Annotated in this window: 23 protein-coding genes and 3 pseudogenes; 16 read left to right on the top strand and 10 right to left on the bottom strand. The window is 69.0% G+C overall.

Annotated elements, in window-relative coordinates:
* Positions 1 to 6 precede the first annotated feature (6 nt).
* From F1642_RS10160 to F1642_RS10145, 4 genes are read left to right on the top strand one after another with little or no spacing between them, the layout of a single operon-like run.
* Positions 7 to 687, top strand: a complete 681-nt coding sequence (locus F1642_RS10160; RefSeq protein ID WP_194886160.1) for a DUF484 family protein — start codon at positions 7 to 9, stop codon at positions 685 to 687.
* A complete protein-coding gene (locus F1642_RS10155; RefSeq protein ID WP_127897752.1) occupies positions 684 to 1595 on the top strand; it encodes a tyrosine recombinase XerC in 912 nt (303 codons plus the stop codon). The genes F1642_RS10160 and F1642_RS10155 overlap by 4 nt, the downstream gene beginning before the upstream one ends.
* 51 nt (positions 1596 to 1646) lie before the next feature.
* Positions 1647 to 2222 carry a peptide-methionine (S)-S-oxide reductase MsrA gene (gene msrA / locus F1642_RS10150; RefSeq protein WP_084697183.1) on the top strand — a complete coding sequence of 192 codons (576 nt, stop codon included), beginning with the start codon at positions 1647 to 1649 and terminating at the stop codon, positions 2220 to 2222.
* Entirely contained in the window at positions 2222 to 3091 is an 870-nt protein-coding gene (locus tag F1642_RS10145) for a 50S ribosomal protein L11 methyltransferase (protein ID WP_046000758.1), read from the top strand. Before msrA ends, F1642_RS10145 begins: the two co-directional genes overlap by 1 nt.
* A gap of 83 nt (positions 3092 to 3174) precedes the next feature.
* On the opposite strand, the gene F1642_RS10140 is transcribed toward F1642_RS10145, so the two are convergent.
* Positions 3175 to 3369 (bottom strand): DUF1127 domain-containing protein, encoded by a 195-nt coding sequence (locus F1642_RS10140; protein ID WP_042250734.1) that lies wholly within the window; start codon positions 3367 to 3369, stop codon positions 3175 to 3177.
* 191 nt (positions 3370 to 3560) lie between these two features.
* Positions 3561 to 4280, bottom strand: a complete 720-nt coding sequence (locus F1642_RS10135; RefSeq protein WP_046000881.1) for a 16S rRNA (uracil(1498)-N(3))-methyltransferase — start codon at positions 4278 to 4280, stop codon at positions 3561 to 3563.
* 15 nt (positions 4281 to 4295) lie between these two features.
* On the opposite strand from F1642_RS10135, the gene ubiA reads away from it, so the two are divergent.
* The 3 genes from ubiA to F1642_RS10120 all read left to right on the top strand — a co-directional run bounded on the left by ubiA (position 4296) and on the right by F1642_RS10120 (position 7784).
* A complete protein-coding gene (gene ubiA, locus F1642_RS10130; protein WP_164871390.1) occupies positions 4296 to 5234 on the top strand; it encodes a 4-hydroxybenzoate octaprenyltransferase in 939 nt (312 codons plus the stop codon).
* 61 nt (positions 5235 to 5295) lie between these two features.
* Positions 5296 to 7458, top strand: coding sequence for an OmpA family protein (locus F1642_RS10125; RefSeq protein WP_194886159.1), 2163 nt, complete (start codon positions 5296 to 5298; stop codon positions 7456 to 7458).
* A complete protein-coding gene (locus tag F1642_RS10120) occupies positions 7455 to 7784 on the top strand; it encodes a hypothetical protein (RefSeq protein WP_045980936.1) in 330 nt (109 codons plus the stop codon). Before F1642_RS10125 ends, F1642_RS10120 begins: the two co-directional genes overlap by 4 nt.
* An 18-nt stretch (positions 7785 to 7802) precedes the next feature.
* Here the strand turns inward: F1642_RS10120 and F1642_RS10115 are convergent, their stop codons facing one another.
* From F1642_RS10115 to smpB, 3 genes and pseudogenes are all read right to left on the bottom strand, one after another.
* Positions 7803 to 8984, bottom strand: coding sequence for an amino acid aminotransferase (locus F1642_RS10115; protein WP_194886158.1), 1182 nt, complete (start codon positions 8982 to 8984; stop codon positions 7803 to 7805).
* Positions 8984 to 9836, bottom strand: a pseudogene (gene sseA / locus F1642_RS10110) (3-mercaptopyruvate sulfurtransferase). The gene F1642_RS10115 and the pseudogene sseA overlap by 1 nt, the downstream one beginning before the upstream one ends.
* Before the next feature lie 61 nt (positions 9837 to 9897).
* Complete coding sequence (gene smpB / locus F1642_RS10105; RefSeq protein ID WP_045980939.1) at positions 9898 to 10371, bottom strand: SsrA-binding protein SmpB; 474 nt, start codon at positions 10369 to 10371, stop codon at positions 9898 to 9900.
* 89 nt (positions 10372 to 10460) lie between these two features.
* On the opposite strand from smpB, the gene F1642_RS10100 reads away from it, so the two are divergent.
* The 5 genes and pseudogenes from F1642_RS10100 (at position 10461) to F1642_RS10080 (ending at position 15582) form a co-directional block, all read left to right on the top strand.
* Positions 10461 to 10898, top strand: a complete 438-nt coding sequence (locus F1642_RS10100) for an ion channel (RefSeq protein WP_046000753.1) — start codon at positions 10461 to 10463, stop codon at positions 10896 to 10898.
* A 3-nt stretch (positions 10899 to 10901) separates the two neighbouring features.
* Complete coding sequence (locus F1642_RS10095; protein WP_194886157.1) at positions 10902 to 12560, top strand: thiamine pyrophosphate-binding protein; 1659 nt, start codon at positions 10902 to 10904, stop codon at positions 12558 to 12560.
* Complete coding sequence (locus tag F1642_RS10090; protein ID WP_046000751.1) at positions 12557 to 13546, top strand: P1 family peptidase; 990 nt, start codon at positions 12557 to 12559, stop codon at positions 13544 to 13546. The genes F1642_RS10095 and F1642_RS10090 overlap by 4 nt, the downstream gene beginning before the upstream one ends.
* 211 nt (positions 13547 to 13757) lie before the next feature.
* Positions 13758 to 15228 (top strand): annotated as a pseudogene (locus F1642_RS10085) (NAD-dependent succinate-semialdehyde dehydrogenase).
* A 99-nt stretch (positions 15229 to 15327) separates the two neighbouring features.
* Complete coding sequence (locus F1642_RS10080; protein ID WP_198143153.1) at positions 15328 to 15582, top strand: GlsB/YeaQ/YmgE family stress response membrane protein; 255 nt, start codon at positions 15328 to 15330, stop codon at positions 15580 to 15582.
* Positions 15583 to 15734: 152 nt separating this feature from the next.
* Here the strand turns inward: F1642_RS10080 and F1642_RS10075 are convergent, their stop codons facing one another.
* Positions 15735 to 16496, bottom strand: a complete 762-nt coding sequence (locus tag F1642_RS10075) for a DUF1013 domain-containing protein (protein ID WP_194886156.1) — start codon at positions 16494 to 16496, stop codon at positions 15735 to 15737.
* On the opposite strand from F1642_RS10075, the pseudogene F1642_RS16530 reads away from it, so the two are divergent.
* Both F1642_RS16530 and F1642_RS16525 read left to right on the top strand, forming a co-directional pair.
* Positions 16381 to 17004 (top strand): annotated as a pseudogene (locus tag F1642_RS16530) (hypothetical protein); the annotation flags it as partial. The gene F1642_RS10075 and the pseudogene F1642_RS16530 sit on opposite strands and share 116 nt — an antisense overlap.
* 166 nt (positions 17005 to 17170) lie before the next feature.
* On the top strand, positions 17171 to 17320 hold the full coding sequence (locus F1642_RS16525; protein WP_370582851.1) for a hypothetical protein: 150 nt from the start codon (positions 17171 to 17173) through the stop codon (positions 17318 to 17320).
* Here the strand turns inward: F1642_RS16525 and F1642_RS10065 are convergent.
* Together F1642_RS10065 and F1642_RS10060 are read right to left on the bottom strand one after the other, a co-directional pair.
* The gene (locus F1642_RS10065) at positions 17317 to 18303 is read right to left on the bottom strand and encodes an NAD(P)H-quinone oxidoreductase (RefSeq protein ID WP_045980946.1); all 987 of its coding nucleotides are present in this window, start codon (positions 18301 to 18303) and stop codon (positions 17317 to 17319) included. The genes F1642_RS16525 and F1642_RS10065 overlap by 4 nt on opposite strands.
* On the bottom strand, positions 18285 to 18968 hold the full coding sequence (locus F1642_RS10060; protein WP_255522345.1) for a COQ9 family protein: 684 nt from the start codon (positions 18966 to 18968) through the stop codon (positions 18285 to 18287). Before F1642_RS10060 ends, F1642_RS10065 begins: the two co-directional genes overlap by 19 nt.
* A 92-nt stretch (positions 18969 to 19060) precedes the next feature.
* On the opposite strand from F1642_RS10060, the gene rpsU reads away from it, so the two are divergent.
* Positions 19061 to 19267, top strand: coding sequence for a 30S ribosomal protein S21 (rpsU, locus tag F1642_RS10055; protein WP_081994671.1), 207 nt, complete (start codon positions 19061 to 19063; stop codon positions 19265 to 19267).
* 86 nt (positions 19268 to 19353) lie between these two features.
* Here the strand turns inward: rpsU and F1642_RS10050 are convergent, their stop codons facing one another.
* Together F1642_RS10050 and F1642_RS10045 are read right to left on the bottom strand one after the other, a co-directional pair.
* Positions 19354 to 20088 carry a hypothetical protein gene (locus F1642_RS10050; protein WP_194886155.1) on the bottom strand — a complete coding sequence of 245 codons (735 nt, stop codon included), beginning with the start codon at positions 20086 to 20088 and terminating at the stop codon, positions 19354 to 19356.
* Between the two features lie 69 nt (positions 20089 to 20157).
* Positions 20158 to 20619 carry an Lrp/AsnC family transcriptional regulator gene (locus F1642_RS10045; protein ID WP_046000877.1) on the bottom strand — a complete coding sequence of 154 codons (462 nt, stop codon included), beginning with the start codon at positions 20617 to 20619 and terminating at the stop codon, positions 20158 to 20160.
* A 134-nt stretch (positions 20620 to 20753) separates the two neighbouring features.
* Here F1642_RS10045 and ald point away from each other — a divergent pair, with 134 nt between their 5' ends.
* Positions 20754 to 21872: an alanine dehydrogenase gene (gene ald, locus F1642_RS10040; RefSeq protein ID WP_194886154.1), complete on the top strand. Its 1119-nt coding sequence runs from the start codon at positions 20754 to 20756 to the stop codon at positions 21870 to 21872.
* Position 21873 lies beyond the last annotated feature (1 nt).

Below are 21873 nucleotides of genomic sequence, written 5' to 3'. Positions count from 1 at the left end.
ACCCGCATGACCGACGCGCTGGACCCTGAAACCCGCGATCGGCTGCTGGCCGATCCGGGCGCGATCCTGGCCGACCGGGACCTGATGCGGGCCCTGGTCGCCGCACGCGAGGCCGAGGTCGGCGACAACGTCATCGACATCCGCGGCCGCGCGATGCAGGCGCTGGAGACCCGGCTGGACCGTCTGGAATCCACGCATGAAAGCGTGATCGCCGCCGCCTATGACAACCAGTCCGGCATGGCGGTGATCCACCGTGCCGTTCTGGGCCTCTTGGAGACGGCCGACCTGGCCGACTTCATCGCCGCCCTGCAGACCGACATCGCCCCCTTGCTGCGCATCGAGACACTGCGCCTGGTGGTCGAGGACGATCCCGCCCTGGACCTGCCGCGCGATGCGGTGGCGGTCCCGCACGGCACCATCGACCGCATCCTGACCGCCGGGCGGCGGGCACCGCGCGGCGACGACATCGTGTTGCGCGCGGCCCTGGTGGTGACCCGCCCCCTGCATGGCCGCACCATCGCGTCCGAGGCGTTGCTGCCCTTGGACCTAGGTCCGGCGCGGCCGCGCACGGTACTGCTGATGGGCAGCAGCGATCCGACGCGGTTCATGCCCGCGCATGGCACCGACCTGTTGCGGTTCTTCGGCCAGGTGTTCCGCATGGCCCTGCTGGCCCGGTTGCCCGAATGATGGCCCCGGCCACGGCCGACGCCCTGCACCGCTGGCTGGAGACCGAGGCCGCGGCCCGCGACCGGTCCGACCATACGGTGACCGCATACCGCGCCGATCTGGTCGCGTTCCTGCAGTTCATCGCGGCCCATTGGGGCGAACCCGTCCCCCCCGCGGCCCTGGCCCGCCTGCGCCAGGCCGACATGCGCGCATTCGCGGCATCCGAACGCGGTCGGGGTCTGGGCGCGCGGTCGCTGGCGCGGCGCATGTCCGGGGTGCGGTCGTTCCTGCGCTGGATCTCGGACCGCGAGGGGCTGGACCTCTCCGCCGCCCTGTCGACCCGCAGCCCGAAATACAGCCGCAGCCTGCCACGGCCGCTGACCCCCCTGCAGGCCCAAGACACGCTGGACCGCGTGGCCGATCACGCGACCCCCTGGGTGGGCGCGCGCGACCTGGCGGTGCTGACCCTGCTGTGGGGGTCGGGGCTGCGCATCTCCGAGGCGCTGGCGCTGGAGGGGGCGGACTGGCCCTTTCCGGAAGGGCTGATCATCCGCGGCAAGGGCGGGCGCGAACGGCAGGTGCCGGTCCTGCCGGTGGCCCGCGACGCGATCGCGGCCTATCTGCGCCTGTGCCCCTGGGGGCACCGCACCGACGCGCCGCTGTTTCGCGGCATCCGCGGCGGCCGCCTGACCGCCAGCGCGGTCGAGGGCGCGATGCGCCAGGCCCGCGCGGCCATCGGCCTGCCGGCCAGCGCGACGCCCCATGCCCTGCGCCACAGCTTTGCCACGCATCTTCTGTCCGCGGGCGGCGATCTGCGCACGATCCAGGAACTTTTGGGCCATGCCAGCCTGTCGACCACCCAGGTCTATACCGGGGTGGACGACGCGCGGCTGATGGCCGTCTATCGCGCCGCGCACCCGCGCGGTTGAACCCCGGCACGCCCGCAGGCGTTTGCCCCATCATCCATCAACGAGGCCCCGATGACCGATCACGCCATCTTTCACCGCCCCCTGGGGGCCACCCCGCCCGCCGGCTATGACCAGGCGATCTTCGGCATGGGCTGCTATTGGGGGGTGGAGCGGCTGTTCTGGAAGCAGAACGGCGTCTGGCTGACCGAGGTCGGCTTTGCCGGTGGCGACGTCCAGAACCCCACCTATGATCAGGTCAAGCGCGGCGACACCGGCCATGCCGAGGTCGTGCGCGTGATCTATGACAGCTCGCTGATCAGCTATGATCATCTGCTGCAGCTGTTCTGGGAAAACCACGACCCCACGCAGGGGGACCGGCAGGGCAACGACGTGGGCAACCAGTATCGCAGCCTGATCATGACCTTCACCGACCTGCAGGAATCGGCGGCCGAGGCGTCCAAGATCGACTATGACAATCGCCTGGCCGTGCAGGGCATGGACAAGATCACCACGCAGATTGTCCCCGCCGGCCCCTTCTGGCCCGCGCACGAGGCGCATCAGCAATATCTGGAAAAGAACCCCGACGGTTATTGCGGCCTGAAGGGCACCGGCGTACAGGCCAGCATTCCCAACCCGGATCCGATCTGATGGCCACCTATACCGCGCTGACCCACCTGCCCGGCCGCGAAGCCGCCGAAGACCTGGCGCTTGCCTGCGAGGACCTGACCCCCGAGCCCGTCGGCACCGGCGTCTTCGAGATCGAGGACGGCAGCGAACGGTGGGAGGTGGGCGCCTATTTCACCGAAGCCCCCGACGAGATCGCGCTGGCGATCCTGGCGGCCGCCTATGGCGCGCAGCCGTTTGCGGTGTCCGAACTGCCCGATGTCGATTGGGTCGCCCATGTCAAACGCGAACTGACCCCCGTCCGCGCGGGCCGGTTCTTCGTGCATGGCAGCCACGATGTCGACCAGATCCCCGAAGGTGTCGAGGCGCTGTGGATCGAGGCCGCGATGGCCTTCGGCACCGGGCATCACAACACCACCAAGGGCTGCCTCGAGGCGCTGGACCGCCTGGCCACCGACGGGTTCAAGGCGACGCGCATCGCCGATATCGGCTGCGGCACGGCGGTCTTGGCGATGGCCGCGGCCCGGCTGTGGCACGTCACGGTCCTGGCCAGCGACATCGACCCGGTTGCCGTCGACACCGCCGCCGCCAACGTGATCGCCAACGGTCTGGACGGTCGCGTGGAATGCGTCGAGGCGGCGGGGTTCGACCACCCGATGCTGGAACGTGCGGCACCCTATGACCTGGTGCTGGCCAACATCCTCAAGCAGCCGCTGATCGATCTGGCGCCCGACATGGCGCGCCATGTCGCCAAGGACGGCCGCATCGTGATGTCGGGCATTCTGACCACCCAGGCGGATGAGGTCACCGCTGCGTATCAGGCCGTGGGCTTTGCCCCTGACCGGCGTGACGACATGGGCGACTGGACCACGCTGGTGATGATCCGGGGCTGACCCCACGCCACCATCCTGACATGAAAAAACCCCCGCGAGCATTCCGCTTTCGGGGGTTCGTTCGTCAATGCTGGCAGCAAGCCTTAGAAGCCGCGCGCAACCCGCTCGATGTCGCCGCGGCACAGACCGATATCGTCCAGCTCGCGGTCCGACAGGCGGCCCAGTTCGCGACGCGTCATGCGGGTTTCCCGCCAGGACGCGATCAGCGACGTGATTTGCGCCACGACGTTGCCCACGCCTCCGACAGCCACGCTGCGGTTCGTTTCGATCGTCGACATCAGTTCACCTGTTTTCACTTTGCCCGGTCAGCGGGCACATTTCGGATAAACAGGAGATAGTTTCGGCAGCCCGCGAACGGTAGCCGCAAAACCGGCAACCCCGCTATGCGCTTTTCGCAACAGGTTGGCGTGTTTCTGTCGCAAAAAGGTCACGAAGGGACGCAAATCGAACCCCTTCGTCTGCCTGTCGGTTAACGCCAGTCGCCCAAGGCCGATTGCCACAGTGCCAGCGCGGCCACCGCCGCCGTGTCGGCGCGCAGGATTCGCGGCCCCAGGCTGACCGGCGTGACGAAGGGCAGGCGCGCCAGCCGCGCGCGTTCGGTGGCGGAAAACCCGCCTTCGGGGCCGATCAGGATGGCCCAGGGGCCCTGCGGCAGCCCCGCCAGCGTCGCGGCCGGCCCGGCGCGGGATTCGTCCGCCCACAGGATGCGCCGCGCCGGGTCCCACCCGTCCAGCACGCGCGACAGCGGGGCCAGGTCGGCCACCGGTGGCACGAAGGTGCCGCCGCATTGTTCCGCAGCCTCGATCGCGTGCGCCTGCAGGCGATCCTGGCGGATGCGGTCGGAATTGGTGTGGTCGGTCTGCACGGGCATGACGCGCGCCGCGCCCATCTCGGCCGCCTTCTCGACGATGAAGTCGGTGCGGGCCTTCTTGATCGGCGCGAAGATCAGCCACAGGTCCGGCGGGTCCTGCTGGATCGCGGTCTGCGCGACCACCGACAGGCTGCCGCCGCGCTTGCCGGCATCCAGCAGGGTCGCCTGCCATTCGCCGTCGCGCCCGTTGAAGACCGACACCGCGTCGCCCTGCCGCAGGCGCATGACGCCCGACAGGTAATGCGCCTGCGCGCCGTCCACGGGAACGGGTTGTCCTGCAACCAACGGGTGATCTATGAACAGTCTGATCTTAGCCATGATGGGCGCGACGCTATGCAAAGCCGGACAGAAAGGCCAGACGCCGTCTTTGACGCGCCCCCGGACAACTGGGTGGACCGCTTTGCGCCGGTGCGCACGCGGCCCTGGCTGCGGCTCAGCCGGGCGGACCGGCCCATCGGGACATGGCTGCTGCTGCTGCCCTGCTGGTGGGGGATCGGGCTTGCGATGATGGCGGACGGGCCGCGGCTTTTCGATCTGTGGATCGCGCTGGCCTGCGCCATCGGCGCCTTCGTCATGCGCGGCGCGGGCTGCACCTGGAACGACATCACCGACCGCGACATCGACGCGCAGGTGGCGCGCACCCGGTCGCGGCCGCTGCCCTCGGGGCAGGTCAGCCTGCGCGGCGCCTATCTGTGGCTGGGGGCGCAGGGGTTGGTCGGACTGGTGATCCTGCTGACGCTGGGCCGGGCGGCGGTGTGGATGGGGGTCGCGTCGCTGGCGCTGGTGGCGATCTATCCCTTTGCCAAGCGTTTCACCTGGTGGCCGCAGCTGTTCCTGGGCTTTGCCTTCAACTGGGGGGTCATGCTGGCCTACGCCGCGCATATGGGCCGGGTCGATCCGGCGCCGGTGGTGGCCTGGCTGGGCGCGATCGCCTGGACGATCTTCTATGACACCATCTATGCCCATCAGGATGCCGATGACGACGCACTGATCGGGGTGAAATCCACCGCCCGGCTGTTCGGCGACCGCAGCCCCGCGATTCTGGCGGGTTTCGCGCTGGTGACGGTGGCGGTTCTGGCCGTGGCCGTCGCGCTGACGGGTCGCAATCTGTTGATGGGTTGGGCCGGCGTGCTGGCCCTGGGGCTGCACCTGACGTGGCAGCTGCGGAATTTCCAGCCGGATCAGGGCGCTGTCTGCCTGCGTCTGTTCCGGTCGAACCGCGATGCGGGGCTGATTCTTGCGCTGTTTCTTGCCATTGCGGGGCTGGCATGATTGCGCCACCGCCCCCCCGTCGCTAGACGTTGCACGCTTGCAACAGCACAAGGTTTTTCCGATGGCCCGACGCCGCCGCCTTTCGACATCCCTGGCCACCATCATCGTGTTGGCCGGCGCGGGCGGATTGTCCTGGATGGGGGCCGAGGCCGCAGCGACCTTCGTCGAGGATCGCGCCGCGCGCGACGTCACGCAGGCGCTGCAGGCCGCGGGCCATGACTGGGCGCAGGTGGCGACCGACGGGCTGCGCGTCCGCCTGACCGGCACCGCCCCGTCCGAGGTCGAGCGGTTCCGTGCGGTGACCCAGGCCGGCACCGCCGTCGACGCCACGCGCATCCTGGACGAGATGACCGTCGCCTCGGTCGAGGCGATGACGCCCCCCGATTTCAAGGTCGAGCTGCTGAAGGGCGAACAGGGCCTGTCGCTGATCGGGCTGGTTCCTGCCGCCACCGACCGCGACGCGATCCTGCGTGGACTGCGCCCGGCGGGCCAGCAGGTGACCGACCTGCTGGAGGCCGCGGACCACCCCGTCCCCGACGGCTGGACCGAGGCGCTGCGCTTCGGGCTGCAGGCCGCCCAGATGACCGCGCAGGCCAAGATCTCGATCGCGCCGGGACAGGTGCAGGTGGCGGCGCTGGCCGCCGACCGCGAGGATCAGGGCCGGCTGGAACAGGCGCTGCGCCGGGCCGCGCCGCCGCAGGTCGCGCTGGACCTGCAGATCACCGCGCCGCGTCCGGTGATCGCGCCCTTCACGCTGCGGTTCGTGATGGATGACGACGGCGGCCACTTCGACGCCTGCGCGGCCAGCGACGATGCGGGCCGCGACCGGATCGTGCAGGCGGCCCGCGATGCCGGCATGCCCAGGGTGCCAACCTGCACCCTGGGCCTGGGCGCCCCGTCCGACGACTGGGCCGAGGCTGCCGCCGCCGCCATCGCCGCCGTGGGGCAGCTGGGCCAGGGCCAGGTGACGCTGTCGGATGCGGACGTGGCGCTTGTGGTGCCTGCATCGGTGACGCGCCAGCGGTTCGACCAGGTCGCCGGCCGCCTGGAACAGGCGTTGCCCCCGACCTATCGGCTGCAGGCCCAGCACGAACAGGCGCCGGCCCAGGCCGCACCCATCGAATTCCAGGCCACGTTGCCGCCCTCGGGCAGCCTGTCGATGCGCGGACGCATCGCGGATGCGCAGATGCAGCAGGCCGTGGACAGCTTTGCGCGGTCACGCTTTGACGTGGCGCAAAGCGGCCTGCGGACCGATCCGTCGGTTCCCGGCGGCTGGACCGTCCGCGTGATCGCGGGGCTGGAGGCGATGGGCGCGCTGCACGCGGGCCAGGTTCGCGTGACCCCCGACATGATCGAGTTGACGGGCGTGTCAGGCGATCCACGTGCCAGCGACCGGGCCGCGGCGCTGCTGTCGGAACGGCTTGGCCCGGGCGCGCGCTATCGCCTGGCGATCAGCTATGACCGCCGCATGGACGAGGCCCTGGGCCTGCCCGACGGAGAGGAATGCGTCGCGCGCCTGAACATCATCATGTCCGAGAGCGAGATCGGCTTTGAACCCAGCCGCTCGTCGATCGCCGGCGATCCGGGGCCGACGATGGAGCGGTTCGTCCGCGCCATGGCCGATTGCAGCGATTTTCAGATCGAGGCCGGTGGCCATACCGACTCTCAGGGTTCGGAGGCGTTCAACGCCGAACTGTCGCGGTCGCGCGCGCAGGCGATCGTCTCGGCGATGGCCGATGCCGGGATCAGCGTGGCGAACCTGTCGGCCCGCGGCTACGGCGAAAGCCGCCCCGTCGCCACCAACCAGACCGAGGAAGGCCGCGAGATCAACCGCCGGATCGAGTTCCGCCTGCTGTCGCCGCACCCCCTGGATGCCGACACCATCCCCGCCCCGGTCACCATCGCCGGCGTCACCGGCGCCGAGGTCGACCCGGACCCCGCCGAGGATCTGACCCAAGGCCCGCGCCTGCCGCCGATGCAGGGGCCGCAGCTGCCCGACCGGGCGGCGCAGATGCAGGGCCCGCAACTGCCCCACAGCCGTGCCGCGTCCGGGATGGTGCCGATGACCGTGGGCGTCGCGGAACAGTTCCAGACGCTGGACGAACGCGAGGAAAACCTTAGGGTGCCCGTGCTGACGCCCGATGACGACACCCCCCGCCCCGGCCCGCGTCCCGACAGCGTCGCAGAGCAGGCAGGCGCGCAAGACGAAGCGACAGACGAATGAACAGATCCGAATTCATAGCCGTGACCGCCCTGATCCTATTCGGGGCATTCGTGCTGGGCTGGATCGCCAGTTGGCTGGTCCATCGCGTCGCCCGCCCTGCCCGTGCCGACATGTCCGAGCTGGACCGCATGGCCCAGCAGCTGCACGAGGTCGAGGAGGAGCGCGACGAGGCCGTGGCCGCCCTGGCCGAACGCGAGGCGGCGCTGACCACCCGCCTGGCGGGCACGCAGGCCGAACTGCGCGATGCGATGGACGGCCTGCGCGACAGCCGCAACGAGGTCGAGGACCTGCGCGACTACATCGAGCAGGCACTGGCGCGTCGCTGACGCGCCAGTCTGCCCGGATCAGATGCCGGCGTCGATGATGGCGCGGGCCAGGACCGGCACCGTGTCGCGGTTCAGACCCGCGATGTTCAGGCGCGAATCGCCCACCATGTAGATGGCCGCATCGGTCTTCAGGCGCTGCACCTGTTCGGGCGTCGCGCCAAGGCGCGAGAACATGCCGCGGTGATGGCGGATAAAGTCGAACCGGTCGCTGCCCGACAGATCGCGCAGTTCGGCCGCCAGCTGGTCGCGCAGGCCCAGCATGGTGTTGCGGACCTCCTCCAGTTCCGCCGCCCAATCGGCGCGCAGCGCGTCGTCCATCAGGATGGTGCTGACGATACGCGCGCCATGATCCGGCGGGAACGAGAAGTTCTGGCGGTTCAGGAAGGCCATCGACCCCTGCGCCAGATCGCGGCCCTTGGTGGTGTCGGCCAGCGCGATCAGGATGCCGGTGCGTTCCCGGTAGATGCCGAAGTTCTTGGAACACGACGCCGCGATCAGCACCTCGGGCAGGCTGCGGGCGACCAGACGCGTGGCCTCGGCATCCGCGTCCAGCCCGTCGCCAAAGCCCTGATAGGCCAGGTCGATCAGCGGGATCGCGCCCGATTTCTGCAGGATCGCCACGACCTCGGACCATTGCTCCAGGGTCAGGTTCGCCCCGGTCGGGTTGTGGCAGCAGCCGTGCAGCAGGACGACGTCGCCCTTCCCCGCCTGCGCGATGTCGGCCTTCATACCCTCGAAATCGACGCCGCGGGTTTCCGCGTCGAAATAGCGGTATTCGGTATAGGGCAGGCCCATGAAGGCCATGATCGACAGGTGGTTCGGCCATGTCGGGTTCGACACGAACACGCGCACACCCGGATTGGCCAGCCGCGCCAGTTCCAGCGCCTGACGGATGGCCCCCGTGCCACCGACGGAGGCGACCGAGGCCAGACGGTCGGCAGGCAGATCGCCCAGCACCATCGTGGCCAGCGCGTTGCGATAGTTGGCCTCGCCCGCCAGTCCGGTATAGGCCTTGGTTGTCTGCGTCTCCCAGATGCGCTGTTCGGCGGCCTTGACCGCACGCATGACCGGGGTGACGCCCTGCGGGTCCTTGTAGACGCCCACGCCCAGGTCGATCTTGCCCTGTCGGGTGTCGGCCTTGAACTCCTCGATCAACATCAGGATCTTGTCGGGGCTTTGGGCTTTCAGGTCGGTCAGCATCAGGCGTCTCCGGTTGCGATGTTCAGGTCGGCGAAGCTGCCCCATTCGGTCCAGCTGCCGTCGTAAAGCGAATGGTCGCGATGGCCCGCCCGCTCCAGCGCGAAGGACAGCACCGCCGCCGTCACGCCGCTGCCGCAGGTGGTGATGACCGGCTTTGACAGGTCGATGCCCGCCTCAGCAAAGGCCGCGCGGATCGCGTCGGGCGCGATCATCGTGCCGTCGGCGTTGAACAGGCGACCGAAGGGCAGGTTGCGCGAGCCCGGGATATGGCCCGCGCGCAGGCCCGCGCGGGGTTCGGGCTGATCGCCGCGAAAGCGTTCGGGGCTGCGCGCATCGACGATCTGCGGGTCGCCCAGCTTGCTGGCCGCGGCCACCTGGGTCACGTCGCGCACCAGGCCCGCCTGGCGCTGGACGGTGATGTGGCGGTCGCGCATGACGGGGGGCATGTCCTCCAGCGGGCGACCCTCGGCGCGCCATTTCGGCAGGCCGCCGTCCAGCACGGCCACGTCGGTCTTGCCCATCAGGCGGAAGGTCCCACCAGACGCGAAAGGCGCTGCGCACGTCGGAATTGTCATAGATGACCACCTGATGCCCGTCGCCCACGCCCATCGCGCGCAGGCGGCTGATGAACATCTCGGGCGGGGGGGCCATGTGCGGCAGGGCGGACCGCTTGTCGCTGATCGCGTCGATGTCGAAGAAGCGCGCGGCAGGGATGTGGCCCGCGTCGTATTCGGCCCGCGCGTCGCGGCCCGTGGCGGGCATGTGCCAGCTGGCGTCGATGATGCGCAGGTCGGGATCGGACAGATGCGCCGCCAGCCAGTCGGTCGAGACCAGTGTCTTCGGATCGTCCATCGCCGTCCCCCTTGGCTTGTGCCGCCCCGATCTACAGGCCGGGGGCCAGGGCTGCAATGGCCTATCCCTGCTTCAGCAGGCGCGCCTTTTGACGATTCCAGTCGCGGGCGGCGCTGGTTTCGCGCTTGTCGTGGTTCTTCTTGCCCTTGGCCACGGCGATCTTCAGCTTCACGATGCCGCGGTGGTTGAAATACATCACCAGCGGAACCAGCGTCATCCCCTCGCGCGCGGTGGCCTGCCACAGGCGGGCCAGCTCGCGCGATTTCACCAGCAGCTTGCGGCGGCGCCGCTCCTCGTGGCCGAAGACGCCGGCCCGCGACAGGGCCGCGATATAGCCGTTGATCAGCCACAGCTCTCCGCCCTCCACCGAGGCATAGCTTTCGGCGATGTTCGACTGGCCCACGCGCAGGGACTTGACCTCGGATCCGGTCAGCATGATCCCCACCTCGAGATCGCTCTCGATGGCATAGTCGTACCGGGCCCGCCGGTTCTCGGCGATCACCTTGTAGTTCTTGCTGTCGTCATCCTTGGCCATGGCAGGTCAGATAGGCGCGGCGGGTGCATCTGTAAAGGCATGCGTTGCGCGATGGCCGTGCGCTGCGCTAGGTCTGTCGCAGGGGGGACATGCTGGGTCAGATCGCGTTCGGATCGGTGCTGATGGTGATCAGCGTGCTGATGGCCGCCCTGGCCATCTGGGCGCTGGAGACGGCGTTCTCACGCAACGCCCGCTGGCTGGCCCGTGCGCCCCATCGGCCCAAGCTGGCTTTGGTGATCGTCGCGACCAGCCTGGCGGTGCTGGCGATGGTCACGGCGTCGGTCTGGTTGTGGGCGGTGGCGTTCCACCAGATGGGCGTCTTCGCCACCTTCGAGGAGGCGATGTACTTCACCTTGGTCACCTTCACCACGCTTGGCTATGGCGATGTGCTGATGCCCCAGGACTGGCGCATCCTGGGCGGGCTGGCGGCGGCCAACGGGCTGTTGCACTTTGGCCTGATGACGGCATTCATGGTCGAAGCGTTGCGCCATGTCCGCGTGCGCCAGATCGAATTCACGGAAGGGTAGCCGATGCGGCATGGCGGTCAGATCTTGGTGCAGGCGCTGCGCGCCAACGGCGTCACGCGGGTGTTCTCGGTTCCGGGCGAAAGCTTCCTGGCGGCGCTGGACGGGCTGGTCGACAGCGGCATCCGCAACATCGTCTGCCGCCACGAAGGCGGCGCGGCCATGATGGCCGAGGCCACCGGCAAGCTGACCGGCAGGCCCGGCGTGGCCTTCGTCACCCGCGGACCGGGGGCCACGAACGCCAGCGCCGGCGTGCATGTCGCCCGCCAGGACAGCACCCCCATGATCCTGTTCGTGGGCCAGATCGCGCGCGGCGACCAGGACCGCGAGGCCTTCCAGGAGGTCGATTACCGCGCCATGTTCGCCCCCTTGGCGAAATGGGTGGCCCAGATCGACGCGACCGACCGGATCGCGGAATACGTGGCCCGCGCCTTTCACGTGGCGATGTCGGGCCGACCCGGTCCCGTGGTCCTGGCCCTGCCAGAGGACATGCTTTCCGGCCAGGCCGACATTCCCGACCTGCCCCCCGCCCCGGCCCCGCTGTCCCACGTTGCGCCACAATCGGTGCAGGCCGTGGCCGACGCCCTGGCGACGGCACGGCGTCCGCTTGTCGTCGCCGGCGGCAGCCAGTGGTCGCAGGACGCGGCCGAGGACCTGGCCCGCCTTGCCGCGGCGTGGGATCTGCCGGTGGCCGTGCCCTTCCGCCGCCAGGACCGCATGGACAACCGCCTGCCCCATTACGTGGGCGACCTGGGTGTCGGCATGAACCCCGCGCTGGCCGCGGCGCTGCGCGAGGCGGATGTGATCCTGTCGCTTGGCTCGCGCCTGGGGGACACGCTGACCGGGGGCTACAGAGCGATGGACCCGGTGCGTCCCCATGCCCGCGTGATCATGGTTCATCCCGACCCCGATCAACTGGGCACGCTGTGGCGGGCCGATCCGGGCCTGGTCGCCGATCCGCGCCGCGTGGTGGCCGCGCTGGCCGACCTGCCCGCCCCCACGACGCGCTGGTCCGATTGGCGGGCCCGGCTGCGCGCGTCCTATGACGACTGGCAGACCCCGCGCCCCACGCCCGGCGCGCTGCGGCTGGAACAGGTGGTGGGCTGGCTGGCGCAGAACCTGCCGGCCAACGCGATCGTCACCAACGGCGCGGGGAACTATGCCAGCTTCCTGCACCGCTATTACCGCTGGCGCTGCCATGGCACGCAGCTGGCGCCCACATCGGGGTCGATGGGATACGGCCTGCCCGCGGCCATCGCCGCCAGCCTGACCCATCCCGACCGGACCGTCGTCTGCCTGGCGGGGGACGGCTGCCTGCAGATGACCGTGAACGAGCTGTCGACCGCTGCCCAGTACGGCGCGACGCCCATCGTCATCGTGGCCAACAACGGCCGCTATGGCACGATCCGGATGCATCAGGAGCGCCACTATCCGGGGCGCGTGTCGGGCACCGACCTGTTCAATCCCGACCTGCCCGACCTGGTCCGCGCCTATGGTGGCCATGGCGAGCTGGTCGAGCGGGACGAGGATTTCGCCCCCGCCTTTGAACGCGCCCGCCTGTCGGGCCGCCTGTCCGTGATCGAATTGCGGCTGGACCCCGAGGCGCTGACCCCCGGCGCGACCCTGACCCAGACGCGCGACGCGGCGCTCAGGGCGCGGGCATGATCCCCGGCCCGCGCAACCGGATCACCGACGTGGCCGGGCTGCGCGTGGGCCACGCCCAGGACGACGCCCTGCGATCCGGTGTCACCGTGCTGACCGCCGATGCGCCCTTTGCGGCCAGTGTCCACGTGATGGGCGGCGCGCCCGGGACGCGGGAAACCGACCTGCTGGCGCCCGACAAGCTGGTGGGCGGGGTCGATGCGCTGGTGCTGGCAGGCGGGTCGGCCTTCGGCCTTGCGGCCTGCGACGGGGTGATGGCGGCGCTGCACCGGGCGGGGCGCGGCTTTGCCGTGGGCCCCGCGCGGGTGCCGATCGTGCCGGGCGCGATCGTGTTCGACCTGTTGAACGGCGGCGACAAGGGATGGGACGCCAATCCCTATCCCGCGCTTGGCGCCGCGGCTTGGACCGCGGCGGGGGTGGATTGCGCGATGGGATCGGTGGGCGCGGGCACCGGTGCGCTGACCGGCACGCTGAAGGGCGGGGTCGGGTCTGCATCTGCCGTGCTGCAGGGTGGCGCCACCGTCGGCGCGCTGGTCGTTGTGAACGCGCTTGGGCAGGCGACCGTGGGCGACAGCCGCCATTTCTGGGCAGCCCCGTGGGAGCTGGAGGCCGAGTTCGGCGGCCTGGGCCTGCCCGCGCGCTTTCCCGCCGCCCATGAACCCGCCCCGGCCAAGCGCCTTGGCGAGGCCACGACCATCGCCATCATCGCGACCGATGCCGTACTGGACAAGGCCGGGCTTCAGCGCATGGCGACCGCCGCGCATGACGGCCTGGCCCGCGCCCTGGTGCCCAGCCACACGCCGCTAGACGGCGATCTGGTCTTTGCGGTGTCCACGGGCGCACGGCCCTTGGCGGACCCTGTCGGCGATGCGTTCGTTCTGGGCCATGCGGCGGCCTGCGTGCTGGCGCGTGCCGTGGCGCATGGCGTGCACAGCGCCGCGCCGCGGCCGGGTGACCTGCAACCCAGCTGGCAACGGCGGTTCGGATAGGAAAAGGGCGGCGCGACCAGCGCACCGCCCCCGAGAGATCGCCAAGAGGGACAGCTTAGCGATTGTAGGCCGAACGCCGAACCCCGCCCCCGGTTGCGAAGCCCGCTTCACGTTTCCGTCATCGTCGGCACCGACCGGCCCTGCGGCGGCTTTGACTTTGCCGCGCCGGACATGTTCACATGCCGCAACCGAAATGCACCCCGAGGACGCCATGACCAAGCCGACCGATCTGAAAAGCCTTCTTCGCGACCCCTCGCTGTTGGAAACCCGTGCGTTCGTGGGCGGCGAATGGGTCGACGCCGATGACGGCGCCACGTTCGAGGTCACCAACCCCGCCCGCGGCGACGTCATCGCCCATGTGGCCGATCTGGGCCGGGCCGAGACCGCCCGCGCCATCGACGCCGCCGCGGCGGCGATGAAGGACTGGGCCGCGCGCACGGCCAAGGACCGCGCCCAGGTCATGCGCAAGTGGTTCGACCTGATGATGGCCAACCAGGACGACCTGGGCACCATCCTGACCGCCGAACAGGGCAAGCCCCTGGCCGAGGCCAAGGGCGAGATCGCCTATGGCGCCAGCTTCATCGAATGGTTCGGAGAGGAGGCCAAGCGCGTCTATGGCGAGACCATCCCCGGCCACCAGGCCGACAAGCGCATCAGCGTCATCCGCCAGCCCATCGGGGTCGTCGGCTCGATCACGCCCTGGAACTTTCCGAACGCGATGATCGCGCGCAAGGCGGGACCTGCGCTGGCCGTGGGCTGCGGCTTCGTCGCGCGCCCGGCGACCGAGACGCCGCTCTCGGCCCTGGCCATGGCGGTCCTGGGCGAACGCGCGGGCCTGCCCAAGGGCATCCTGTCGGTGATCCCCTCGACCAGCGCCAGCGACATCGGCAAGGAGTTCTGCGAGAACCACCTGGTGCGCAAGCTGACCTTCACCGGTTCGACCGAGGTGGGCCGGGTGCTGCTGCGCCAAGCCGCCGACCAGGTGATGAAATGCAGCATGGAGCTGGGCGGCAATGCGCCCTTCATCGTCTTCGACGATGCCGATCTGGATGCCGCGGTCGAGGGCGCCATGGCGTCCAAGTTCCGCAACAATGGCCAGACCTGCGTTTGTGCCAACCGCATCTATGTCCAGGCCGGGGTCTATGACGCCTTTGCCGACAAGCTGAAGGCCCGCGGTCGAGAAGCTGCACGTGGGCGACGGGCTGACCGAGGGGACCACCACCGGCCCGCTGATCAACCAGAAGGCCGTCGACAAGGTCGAGGAGCATATCCGTGACATCACCCAGGGCGGAGGCCAGGTCCTGACCGGCGGCAAGCGCAAGGACGGCCTGTTCTTCGAGCCGACCATCGTCACCGGCGTCACCCGCGACATGAAGGTCGCGACCGAGGAGACCTTCGGCCCGCTGGCGCCGCTGTTCCGCTTCGACACCGAGGATCAGGCGGTGGCTGCCGCCAACGACACCATCTTCGGTCTGGCCGCCTATTTCTATGCCCGCGACATCGGCCGCGTCACCCGCGTCCAGGAATCGCTGGAATACGGCATCGTCGGCGTGAACACCGGCATCATCTCGACCGAGGTGGCACCCTTCGGTGGCGTCAAGCAGTCCGGCCTGGGCCGCGAGGGCAGCCATCACGGATTGGAGGACTATCTGGAGATGAAGTATATCTGCCTCTCGGTCTGACATTTTCGAAGACGTCTTGGAACCGGGGGCCGGAGGCCACGTTGCGCTCACAGAAGGCGCCGACCGTCAGGGTCGGCCGGGACAATCAAGGAGAATGGCATGGGCTGGCTTGCAGCTATCATCGTCGGGGGCATTGCCGGTTGGCTTGCTGAAAAGTTCATGAAGTCCAACATGGGCCTCCTGATGAACATCATCCTGGGCATCGTGGGCGCGGTGCTGTTCAACTTCATCTTCGGCTCGCTTCTGGGCCTGTATGCGGCCGGCGCAAGCTTCAGCTTCGCCTATCTGCTGGCAGGCTTCGTGGGTGCATGTATCCTGATCGCCATCGCTCGTGCGGTGCGCGGCCGCGCCTGACACTCAGGCGTTTGCAGAAAGGGCCGTGTCGGGGAAACCCGGCGCGGCCTTTTTCATGCGATCGTTGTTGCGGGCGGGCGGGCAGCTGCGTGTCCATCCCAAGACAAAAGGCCGGGCGATTGCCCGGCCTTTTTCATCATCTGCGGTGCCAATCAGCGGCGCGACTTGCCGTGATCGTCCTCGTCGTCATCCTCGTCATGCGTGTCGGGCAGGTTGAAGAACGTGTCCTTGTCCAGCTCCCGCTCGGGCTTGTCCTCGTCGCGCGACAGGCTGAAGTTCTCCAACCCGGCGATCGAGCTGGGCAGGCGCGGCTCCTCGGACATGGACAGCGAGGTCTCGGTGCTGACCAGCTTGCGACGCTCGTCGTCGGTCATCACGCCGCCTTCGGCGGCCTTCTTCTTGGCGGCCTTCTGGACGGCCGCGTCCAGTTCGGTCTGCCGGCACAGGCCCAGGGCGACCGGGTCGATCGGCTGGATGTTCTGGCTGTTCCAGTGCGTCCGCTCGCGGATCGACGCGATCGTGGGCTTGGTCGTGCCGACCAGCTTGGCGATCTGCGCATCGGCCAGTTCCGGGTGGAACTTGACCAGCCACAGGATCGCCGCGGGACGGTCCTGCCGCTTGGACAGGGGCGTATAGCGCGGCCCGCGGCGCTTTTCCTCGCCGTCGGCGGCGGGGTTGTGCTTCAGGCGCATGCGATAGATCGGGCTCGCCTCGGCGCGCTTGATCTCTTCGGGGTCCAGCTGGTTCGAGGCGACGGGGTCATAGCCCTTGACGCCCGCGGCTACGTCGCCATCGGCGATGCCCTGGACCTCAAGCTCGTGCAGACCGCAGAAATCGCCGATCTGCTTGAAGCTGAGCGTCGTGTTGTCGACCAGCCAGACGGCGGTGGCCTTGGCCATCAGCGGCTTGCTCATGTCAGTCTCCTTCGCGTGTCTCTTGGTCCCGAACATGGGGGCGAGGGCCGGAAAAACGGCTTCGGCTTGCGCCATTCCTCGTTTTCGGGGGGAATTGGCAGGTCATATACCGATTCCGGAGGCCGGGGAAAAGAGGATTCGCACGTTTGCCGGTGCATGCCGGCGCGGGCGTCGCTATTGTCGCAGGATGCGCATCCTGTTCCTGACCCTCGCGGTCCTGCTGACCCCCCTGCCCCTTGCCGCCCGCGACGTCGCGGGGCGGTTCGATTATTACGTGCTGGCGCTGTCCTGGCAGCCGACCTGGTGCAGCACGACGGGCGACGACCGCGACGCCCCCGAATGCCGCGACGGCACGGCACGCGACTTTTCGGTCCACGGACTGTGGCCGCAATACGAACGCGGCTGGCCGCAGGACTGCACGACGCCCGAACGCGACCCGTCGCGCCGCGAAAGCGCCGCGATGGCCGACGTGATGGGGTCCGGCGGGCTTGCGTGGTATCAGTGGAAAAAGCACGGCCGCTGCAGCGGGCTGTCTGCCGCGGGCTATTACGACGCGACCCGGCAGGCGGCAGGAACCATCGTCATCCCGTCGGTGCTGGATGATCTGGCCCGCGACGTCGCGGCCCCGCCCGCGGTGATCGAGGAGGCCTTCCTGGAGGCCAACCCCGATCTGGATGCCGGACGGCGTCACCATCGCCTGCCGCAACGGCGCCCTGACCGAGGTGCGGATCTGCCTGACCCGCGACCTGGAACCCCGGACCTGTGCGCCCGACGCGCGCCGCGACTGCGACGCGCCCCGCCTGCTGATCGAGGCCGTGCGCTAGCCTGCGACCTTCAGGACGATCTTGCCGATATGGTCGCTGCTTTCCATCCGGCGATGGGCGTCGGCCGCGTCGGCCAGCGCGAACTCGCTGTCGATGGTGACGGCGACCGACCCGGCGGCGATCATCGGCCACAGCCGCTTGCGGATCTGGTCGGCGATCTCGGCCTTGGCGACGTCGGATTGCGGGCGCAGGGTGGACCCGGTGATCGTCAGGCGGTTCACCATGATCTGGGCAAAGTTCAGCTCGACCTTGGGGCCTTCCAGAAAGGCGATCATCACCAGCCGCCCGTCCTGGGCCAGCGTCTTGATGTTGCGGGGGATGTAGCTGCCCCCGACCATGTCCAGGATCAGGTCCGCACCACCCGCCTCGGCCAGCACCTTGGTGAAATCCTGGCTGCGATAGTTGATGGCGGTGGCGCCAAGCGCGGTGATGGCCGCGCATTTGTCGTCGCTGCCCGCGGTGGCAAAGACGCGCGCGCCCAGGGCGTGGGCGATCTGGATGGCCATCATGCCGATGCCGGAGGTTCCGCCATGGACCAGAAAGCGGTCGCCCCCGGTCAGTCCGCCGCGCTGGACGACGTTCGACCAGACGGTGAAGGCGGTTTCGGGCAGGCATGCCCCGTCGCGCAGCGACAGTCCCTTGGGGATGCGCAGCGCGTGATCGGCGTGGCACACCGCGTATTCCGCATATCCGCCGCCGGGCAGCAGGGCGCAGACCTGTTCGCCCTTCCGCCAGCGCGTGACACCCGCGCCAAGGCCCACGATCTCGCCCGAGGCCTCCAGCCCGGGCAGGTCGGACGCGCCCGGCGGCGGGGCATAGCTGCCCGATCGCTGCAGCACGTCGGGACGGTTCACGCCGGCATAGGCGATCTTGATCAGGATCTGGTCATGGCAGGGCACCGGCACGGGCCGGGTCGTGGCGCGCAGCTGATCGGCGGCGCCGGGGCCTGCGATCTCGATGGCGGTCATCTGGTCGGGGAACATGGGGTCGTCCTTATCGGGTCTTGCCGGGCAGTGCCCGGTCGCGGGGCGCACGGATCCAGCCCAGGGCGGCATCGGCCAGTCTGGATGCGCCGGGCAGGCTGCGCAGGCGCGCCTTGACGGTCTCGACCGACATCACGCCGGTCGATGCGGCGTTCGATGAAGGCGCGGGTGTCGGCGCGGCCCTCGGACTCGTCGCCCAGCCAGAACAGCACCGTAGCCGAGATCACCGCCGTCAGCGTCGCGCGTTTCGAATACCAGTTCACGTCCTGCGACCGATCGCCCAGGGCGGTCCAGATCACGTCCGAGGTCTCCCAGACCAGCCGCGCGGCCAAGGCGGCACTCTGCGGCAATGCCAGCGTCGCGGCCCCGGCGCGGACCAGTTCGGGGTCCGACAGCTCTAGCCGCTGCCACAGGGCCTGGGCCACGCGGTCGCGGAACCGCCCCTCCGGCGGGGTGGCGGCCAAGGCCTCGCGCAGCGCCCGGTCGGCACGGCGGTGATAGGCGGCGGCCAGTCCGGCGCCGCCCTGCGGGAAATGCACCCGGATCAGGGCCGCATCCATGCCGATGTCGCGCGCACCGGCGGCCAGCGCCCGCTCGTTCATCCCCTCGAAGGGGACATGGACCAATGCGGCATCCAGCAGCGCGTCTCGGTCGGTGTTGGTCATGCATACCTCGTCTGGACATTTGCGCCCGCCCCTGTTAGGGGGACGCTTCCTGCAATCTATCAACTCTAACCTAGGAAGGTGGTGACAACCACATGCAGGTCAATGTTCGCGACAACAACGTCGAACAGGCGCTCCGTGCTCTGAAGAAGAAACTTCAGCGCGAAGGTGTCTTCCGCGAAATGAAGCTCAAGCAGCATTTCGAGAAGCCGTCGGTCAAGAAAGCCCGTGAAAAGGCCGAGGCCGTTCGCCGCGCCCGCAAGCTGGCCCGTAAAAAGGCACAGCGCGAAGGCGCGCTGTAAGACGACGCGATCTTGTGTCATTTGAAAACCCCCGCGGCGCCATGCCGCGGGGGTTTTCTTTCGTGCTGCGTCAATCCGGGACGCGATCAGCCGTTGCTGTCCGAACCGCCATCCGAACCGCCGTCTGATCCACCATCGGAACCGCTGTCCGATCCGCCGTCGGAACCACCGTCCGAACCGCCATCCGAATCACCGCCGTCGGATCCACCGTCCGTGCCGCCATCAGACGCGCCGCCGTCGGATGCGCCGTCATCGGCGCCATCGTCCGAACCGCCATCCGCGGCACCGTCATCACCGGTCCCGCCATCCATGCCGTCATCACCGGCACCGTCATCCGTGGCGCCATCTTCGGTCGATCCGTCATCGGTCGCGCCGCCGTCCACGGCGCCTGCCGTACCGACGGGCGCCACGCCGGAATCATCGCCTGCCGAGGATGTCTCGGGGTCGGCACGCGTCTCTACCCCGTTCACCGAGACCAGCCGCCCGTTGGCGGTGCTGTACACCAGTTCGGTCGGCACGCCGGCGCGCTGTGCGGTCACCGTCAGGATGGGTCCCTCGCGCTGGATGTAGATGTCGGAATAGCCCTGGTCGGACAGGGTGTCGGCGATGGCCTCATAATTCTCCAGGCTTTCCAGCCGCGGATAATCGCTTTCCGAGACGAAGCCGCCGGACGGCGATTCCTCCAGCGCGTCATCAGGGACGATGACGGTCGATTCGGGGGTCTCGATCACGGTGGTCTGTGCGATCGCGGTCGTGGCCATCAGGCTGGCTGCGGCGATCTGGCCGCCGACCAGCAGGGCCTTGAACGGAGTCTTCAGCATCGTGCGTCTCCTGTTGTCTGTCTGGCGGCATAACGCGCATCCGGGCCCGCAGGGTTCCCTGACCGCCGATCAGACGGGAATCGCGGTGGTCCGGAACACCGTGCGCAGGGCAAAGCTGGAATGCATCTGGGCAACTCCCGGCAGGCGCGACAGGTGCTGACGGTGGATGCGGGCGAAGTCGTCCGTATCCTCGACCACGATCTTCAGCAGATAGTCGGCCGTGCCTGCCATGAGGTGGCATTCCAGCACGTCCGGGATGGTGCGCACGCCGCGTTCGAAGGCGTCCAGGACCTCGTCCGCCTGACCCGACAGGGTGATCTCGACGAAGACCGTCGTCTGGCGGCGCAGGGCGCGCGCATCCAGAAGCGCGACATAGCCCGAGATGACGCCAGCCTCCTCAAGACGCTGCACGCGCCTGTGGCAGGCGGACGGAGACAGATGCACCCGCAGCGCCAGCTCGGCATTGCTGATTCGTCCCTCGGTCTGAAGCAGGGACAGGATTCGTCGGTCTATTGCGTCAAGATCGGCCATGCCGGCAGAGTCTTCGAAGACCGGTCCCGATGCCAGCGGTTTCTTCGTTGATCATCCGCCTATGGGAGGAATGTTCGCAGCACCTTGCGGGCCGGACGGGGCATCATCGGACCACAGCTCTGGGAGGAGAGACCATGAAGATCGGATGCCCCACCGAAATCAAGCCGCAGGAATTTCGCGTCGGCCTGACCCCCGCCGCCGCCGCCGAGGCCGTGCTGCGCGGCCACGACGTGCTGGTCCAGTCCGGCGCGGGCCTGGGCGCGGGATTCGCGGACCAGGACTACGTCGATGCCGGCGCCACGATCGCCCCCGACGCGGCGACGGTGTTCGCCGATGCCGAACTGATCATCAAGGTCAAGGAGCCGCAGGCCGCCGAACGCAAGATGCTGGCCCGCGGCCAGATCCTGTTCACCTATCTGCACCTGGCGCCCGACCCGGACCAGACCCGCGACCTGCTGGACAGCGGCGTGACCGCCATCGCCTATGAGACGGTCACCGACGCACGCGGCGGCCTGCCCCTGCTGGCCCCGATGTCCGAGGTCGCCGGTCGCCTGGCCCCGCAGGTCGGCGCATGGGCGCTGCAAAAGGCCAATGGCGGCAGCGGCATGCTGATGGGCGGCGTGCCCGGCGTGCGGCCTGCGAATGTCGTGGTGATCGGCGGCGGCGTGGTGGGCACCGCGGCGGCGCGCGTGGCGGTCGGCATGGGGGCCAACGTGACGGTCATGGACCGGTCGGTGCCGCGCCTGTCCTATCTGGACGACATCTTCATGGGCCGCCTGACCACCCAGTTCGCCAGCGCCGCGGCCACGGCCGAGGCGATCCGCACGGCCGACATGGTGATCGGCGCGGTCCTGATCCCCGGCGCCGCCGCGCCCAAGCTGATCAGCCGCAACCAGCTGTCAACCATGCCGCAGGGTGCGGTTCTGGTCGACGTGGCGATCGATCAGGGCGGTTGCTTCGAGACGTCGCGCGCCACCACGCACCAGGACCCCATCTATGACGTCGACGGGATCGTGCATTACTGCGTGGCGAACATGCCGGGCGCGGTGGCCCGCACCAGCACGCAGGCGCTTGGCAACGTGACCATGCCGCATCTACTGGCCCTGGCCGACAAGGGCTGGCGCCGCGCGCTGACCGATGACGCGCATCTGCGCGCCGGGCTGTCGGTCCACGAGGGCCAGCTGACCTCACCCCCGGTGGGCGAGGCCCTGGGCCTGGACGCCGTCACCCCGGCATCGGTGCTGGGGCTGTAGG

Source organism: Paracoccus sp. NBH48 (assembly GCF_015390265.1).
Classification (GTDB): Bacteria; Pseudomonadota; Alphaproteobacteria; order Rhodobacterales; family Rhodobacteraceae; genus Paracoccus; species Paracoccus marcusii.
The sequence above is the reverse complement of the archived record's forward strand: the minus strand, read 5'-3'. Positions and strand labels throughout refer to the sequence as shown.

Excerpts from the sequence above, each read along its gene's own strand:
- F1642_RS10160 (WP_194886160.1), top strand. The coding sequence starts at position 7 with ATGACCGACGCGCTGGACCCTGAAACCCGCGATCGGCTGCTGGCCGAT.
- F1642_RS10155 (WP_127897752.1), top strand. The coding sequence starts at position 684 with ATGATGGCCCCGGCCACGGCCGACGCCCTGCACCGCTGGCTGGAGACC.
- msrA (WP_084697183.1), top strand. The coding sequence starts at position 1,647 with ATGACCGATCACGCCATCTTTCACCGCCCCCTGGGGGCCACCCCGCCC.
- F1642_RS10145 (WP_046000758.1), top strand. The coding sequence starts at position 2,222 with ATGGCCACCTATACCGCGCTGACCCACCTGCCCGGCCGCGAAGCCGCC.
- F1642_RS10140 (WP_042250734.1), bottom strand. The coding sequence starts at position 3,369 with ATGTCGACGATCGAAACGAACCGCAGCGTGGCTGTCGGAGGCGTGGGC.
- F1642_RS10135 (WP_046000881.1), bottom strand. The coding sequence starts at position 4,280 with ATGGCTAAGATCAGACTGTTCATAGATCACCCGTTGGTTGCAGGACAA.
- ubiA (WP_164871390.1), top strand. The coding sequence starts at position 4,296 with ATGCAAAGCCGGACAGAAAGGCCAGACGCCGTCTTTGACGCGCCCCCG.
- F1642_RS10125 (WP_194886159.1), top strand. The coding sequence starts at position 5,296 with ATGGCCCGACGCCGCCGCCTTTCGACATCCCTGGCCACCATCATCGTG.
- F1642_RS10120 (WP_045980936.1), top strand. The coding sequence starts at position 7,455 with ATGAACAGATCCGAATTCATAGCCGTGACCGCCCTGATCCTATTCGGG.
- F1642_RS10115 (WP_194886158.1), bottom strand. The coding sequence starts at position 8,984 with ATGCTGACCGACCTGAAAGCCCAAAGCCCCGACAAGATCCTGATGTTG.
- smpB (WP_045980939.1), bottom strand. The coding sequence starts at position 10,371 with ATGGCCAAGGATGACGACAGCAAGAACTACAAGGTGATCGCCGAGAAC.
- F1642_RS10100 (WP_046000753.1), top strand. The coding sequence starts at position 10,461 with ATGCTGGGTCAGATCGCGTTCGGATCGGTGCTGATGGTGATCAGCGTG.
- F1642_RS10095 (WP_194886157.1), top strand. The coding sequence starts at position 10,902 with ATGCGGCATGGCGGTCAGATCTTGGTGCAGGCGCTGCGCGCCAACGGC.
- F1642_RS10090 (WP_046000751.1), top strand. The coding sequence starts at position 12,557 with ATGATCCCCGGCCCGCGCAACCGGATCACCGACGTGGCCGGGCTGCGC.
- F1642_RS10080 (WP_198143153.1), top strand. The coding sequence starts at position 15,328 with ATGGGCTGGCTTGCAGCTATCATCGTCGGGGGCATTGCCGGTTGGCTT.
- F1642_RS10075 (WP_194886156.1), bottom strand. The coding sequence starts at position 16,496 with ATGAGCAAGCCGCTGATGGCCAAGGCCACCGCCGTCTGGCTGGTCGAC.
- F1642_RS16525 (WP_370582851.1), top strand. The coding sequence starts at position 17,171 with ATGCCGGACGGCGTCACCATCGCCTGCCGCAACGGCGCCCTGACCGAG.
- F1642_RS10065 (WP_045980946.1), bottom strand. The coding sequence starts at position 18,303 with ATGTTCCCCGACCAGATGACCGCCATCGAGATCGCAGGCCCCGGCGCC.
- F1642_RS10060 (WP_255522345.1), bottom strand. The coding sequence starts at position 18,968 with ATGACCAACACCGACCGAGACGCGCTGCTGGATGCCGCATTGGTCCAT.
- rpsU (WP_081994671.1), top strand. The coding sequence starts at position 19,061 with ATGCAGGTCAATGTTCGCGACAACAACGTCGAACAGGCGCTCCGTGCT.
- F1642_RS10050 (WP_194886155.1), bottom strand. The coding sequence starts at position 20,088 with ATGCTGAAGACTCCGTTCAAGGCCCTGCTGGTCGGCGGCCAGATCGCC.
- F1642_RS10045 (WP_046000877.1), bottom strand. The coding sequence starts at position 20,619 with ATGGCCGATCTTGACGCAATAGACCGACGAATCCTGTCCCTGCTTCAG.
- ald (WP_194886154.1), top strand. The coding sequence starts at position 20,754 with ATGAAGATCGGATGCCCCACCGAAATCAAGCCGCAGGAATTTCGCGTC.